This window comes from Streptomyces sp. NRRL WC-3549 (genome assembly GCF_000721935.1).
Classification (GTDB): Bacteria; Actinomycetota; Actinomycetes; order Streptomycetales; family Streptomycetaceae; genus Streptomyces.
Window position 1 is genome coordinate 12,553 of the sequence record NZ_KL585394.1, and the last position, 3,365, is coordinate 15,917.

At 72.1% G+C, this 3,365-nt stretch carries 4 protein-coding genes and 1 pseudogene; 2 read left to right on the forward strand and 3 right to left on the reverse strand.

What is annotated here, in order from left to right; all coding sequences use genetic code 11:
• From IH13_RS0110645 to IH13_RS0110655, 3 genes are all read right to left on the reverse strand, one after another.
• The coding region (locus tag IH13_RS0110645) for a PHP domain-containing protein (RefSeq protein WP_037841097.1) at positions 1 to 197 on the reverse strand (197 nt) is incomplete at its 3' end.
• Positions 198 to 339: 142 nt separating this feature from the next.
• Positions 340 to 984, reverse strand: a complete 645-nt coding sequence (locus IH13_RS0110650) for a DUF6758 family protein (protein ID WP_082317563.1) — start codon at positions 982 to 984, stop codon at positions 340 to 342.
• A 76-nt stretch (positions 985 to 1,060) separates the two neighbouring features.
• A complete protein-coding gene (locus IH13_RS0110655; protein WP_031083230.1) occupies positions 1,061 to 1,645 on the reverse strand; it encodes a suppressor of fused domain protein in 585 nt (194 codons plus the stop codon).
• 410 nt (positions 1,646 to 2,055) lie between these two features.
• Here IH13_RS0110655 and IH13_RS0110660 point away from each other — a divergent pair, with 410 nt between their 5' ends.
• On the forward strand, positions 2,056 to 3,168 hold the full coding sequence (locus IH13_RS0110660; protein WP_031083232.1) for a magnesium and cobalt transport protein CorA: 1,113 nt from the start codon (positions 2,056 to 2,058) through the stop codon (positions 3,166 to 3,168).
• A 12-nt stretch (positions 3,169 to 3,180) separates the two neighbouring features.
• Positions 3,181 to 3,365: pseudogene (locus IH13_RS37170) on the forward strand (hypothetical protein); the annotation flags it as partial.

Below are 3,365 nucleotides of genomic sequence, written 5' to 3' on the forward strand. Positions count from 1 at the left end.
GGGCAGGAGAGCTCGGCGCCCGGGACGAGGGTCAGCCCCTCGGGGAGGGCCGCTGCCGCCTCTGCGTGCCCGCCCACGGTGTCGTGGTCGGTGAGGGCGACGACGTCGAGCCCCGCGGCAGCGGCCCGGGCCACCAGCTCGGCGGGGGTGTCCGTACCGTCCGACGCGGTGGAGTGGGTGTGCAGATCGATGCGCACGACGCTGACTCCGGTGCTGGTGGACGGACAGGGGACGCTCAAGGATAACCGGCGCCCGCACCCGCACGGGCCCGTCGGCCGGCCTTCCACGTCACACCCCGGCGCCCCCGGGCCACGCCCGCCTCTTCCGGGTCACACGAGGTCAGGGGCGGGTGAGCAGCCGGGGGGTGAGCGCCCCGCAGGGCACGAGGTCCACCTCGGCGCCCGCGTCACGCAGGTCGGTCAGCACCAGCTCGTCGTACATCAGGAGTCCGGACTGCTCGGGCCAGACGATCGCCCAGAGCCAGAGGCCGCGGGCCTCACCGGCGAAGACGGCCCGGTCGGCCGGGGCGTTCCTGACGTGCCAGAGCGGGGTGGGCCGTCCGGCGGCGAGCACCTTGGCGTCCGGGGCCCCGTCGACGCACAGCCCCGCGCCGGGGTCGGGGCCGTCGATGCCGGCGTAACGGGCACCGAGCCCGACGCCGAGTTCCTCGGCGACCAGCACCAGCTCGCCCATGCCGCCGAGCGGTGCGGGGCCCGAGCAGGCGACGGCGGTGGCACGGCCACCGCTGCGGTCGTCCCCCGCGTACGCGGCACCGGTGAGCAGCCAGCCCACCGGGAGCGGCCAGGGCATCCACACCGGGACCTCGGACCGGTGCACCACGACGCCGAGCGATTCCACGCTGGGCGGGATCACCGGCTGCATCGGGTGGACCTGGCCGTGCGTCGCGCACTGCCAGGAGTCGGCGAAGAGACCGGGCGGCCTGACCCGGCCCCCGCACTTCGGACAACTGGGTTCGCCCCTCATACCGCCCCACGGTCCTCTCCGGCCGCCGCCGCGTCAAGGACGATCACCCGTCCGCAGTGCGGCGACCGGTGTCCGCTCAGTCCAGCGGCACCGAGCCGCGCAGCGGGTCGCGCAGGTCGGTCCCCTGCGCGAGCCAGCGCTCCTGGAGCTCCTGCGCGCCCCGTACGCGCTTCCACGCCGCCTCGTTGTGCGTCATCGGCAGCAGCGGGAGGAACCGCACCGGGTCCATCGGGGCGTCCAGTTCCAGGTCCTCCACGAGGCCCCCCGGTTCGGCGACCAGGACGGAGCTGAACGGCGCGCCGGGCCACAGCTCCCGGCCCAGCTCCAGCGACGCCCCGGGGGCGACGATCACCCCCTCGACCTGCGGGGACGCGGCCAGTACCGCGAGCGGCCGGAGCACCTGGTCGGTGTCGGCGAGCCCCACCCGCACGGAGAGGACCAGCTCGGCCCGCGGGCCCTTCACCGGGTCGGCGAGGGGAGCGGTGGGGTCGGCCATCGGCTGCCCGGACATACCGAGGGTCGCGTAGCGGACCACGTCGCCGTCGATGAAGCGGAGTACCTCGATCCGGTCGGTCCCGATGAACGTCACGTCGGCCCGCGCGTCCGGTTCCCCCAGGGCTGTCCGGAGCCGCGCCTCCACCAGATCAAGAATTTCTCCCATGGGGCGAGCATAGAACGCGTCGATGACGGGCAATGGATCAGATTGGCCCCGAGACGGCTGCTAGCCTGAACCGTCGGTCGGGACAGCACGCAGAAGCGGCTCTCAGTCCCGGCAACACGTGATCCCCCACGGGGGACCGGCCGGAGGAGGTGGGGCTGCGGTGGATCCGAGTCGACCGTGCAGTACCACCCGCTCTCCCGCACGACGCCTCCCTCCCTCGGTCTGACGTTCCCCGTGGACCGGCTCACGGCCGTTCGCGCCCCGGGAGAGCCCCCCGTTTTTGCCTGTCTGTAGCGAACGCCGTCATCGCGCCGCGCGCGGTGCCGCCCGCTTTGCGGACGTGAGCGCACGTCCCCATTCCGGGCAGTTCCACGCCCCCGCCGACGGCCCTCCGTGTAGAGGAGCCAGCCATGTCGATGATCCGCGACCTGCGCGCAGCCGTGCGCCCGTCCCGTAAGAGCAGCGCCACCCCGCACAACGGCTACGACGCCACCCGTGACCCGTCCGCCTCCAGTGCGGTGGTCGACTGCGCGGTCTACCGCGACGGCCGCCGGCTGACCGAGGCCGCCTCCCTGACCCCGCACGAGGCGATGCTGCGGGTGCGGGAGGAGGGCGGCTTCGCGTGGATCGGCCTGCACGAGCCGACCGAGGGCGAATTCGCCGGTATCGCGAGGGAGTTCGGCCTTCATCCACTCGCCGTGGAGGACGCGGTCCACGCCCACCAGCGGCCCAAGCTGGAGCGGTACGACGACACGCTCTTCACCGTCTTCAAGACCATCCACTACGTCGAGCACGCCGAACTGACCGCGACCAGCGAGGTGGTGGAGACCGGTGAGGTCATGTGCTTCACCGGGCCGGACTTCGTCATCACCGTCCGGCACGGCGGCAAGGGCTCGCTGCGCGCCCTGCGCCACCGGCTCCAGGACGACCCCGAGCTGCTCGCCAAAGGGCCCTCGGCCGTGCTCCACGCCATCGCGGACCACGTCGTGGACGGCTACATCGCGGTGGCCGCGTCCGTCCAGGACGACATCGACGAGGTCGAGATCGACGTGTTCTCCACCCCGGCGAAGGGCGGCCGGCGCGGATCGGACGCGGGCCGGATCTACCAGCTGAAGCGTGAGGTACTGCAGTTCAAGCGCGCCGTGTCGCCGCTGCTGCGGCCGATGCAGCTGCTGAGCGAGCGGCCCATGCGGCTGATCGACCCGGACATCCAGAAGTACTTCCGCGACGTCGCCGACCACCTGGCCCGGGTGCACGAGGAGGTCATCGGCTTCGACGAGCTGCTGAACTCGATCCTCCAGGCCAATCTGGCGCAGGCCACGGTCACGCAGAACGAGGACATGCGCAAGATCACCTCGTGGGCCGCGATCATCGCCGTCCCGACGATGATCTGCGGTGTGTACGGCATGAACTTCGACATGCCCGAGCTCCGGTGGACGTACGGCTACCCGATGGTGCTGGGCCTCATCGCCACCGTCTGCTTCTCGATCCACCGCATCCTCAAGCGCAACGGCTGGCTCTAATAGAGTGCTCGCATGACTGCTGCTGACGTGTTGCTGGACCGGGCTCTCGTCGAGGAGGCCACCAAGAAGTCCGGCCTCGTCTGGGTGCGCGGCTCCGGCTCCGCCCGGGCGCTGTGGCACGTGTGGCACGACGGCTCGGCGCTGCTCGTCGGGGACGGTCCCGGGGAACAGCCGCTGCCCGCCGGTCTGGAGGCGGG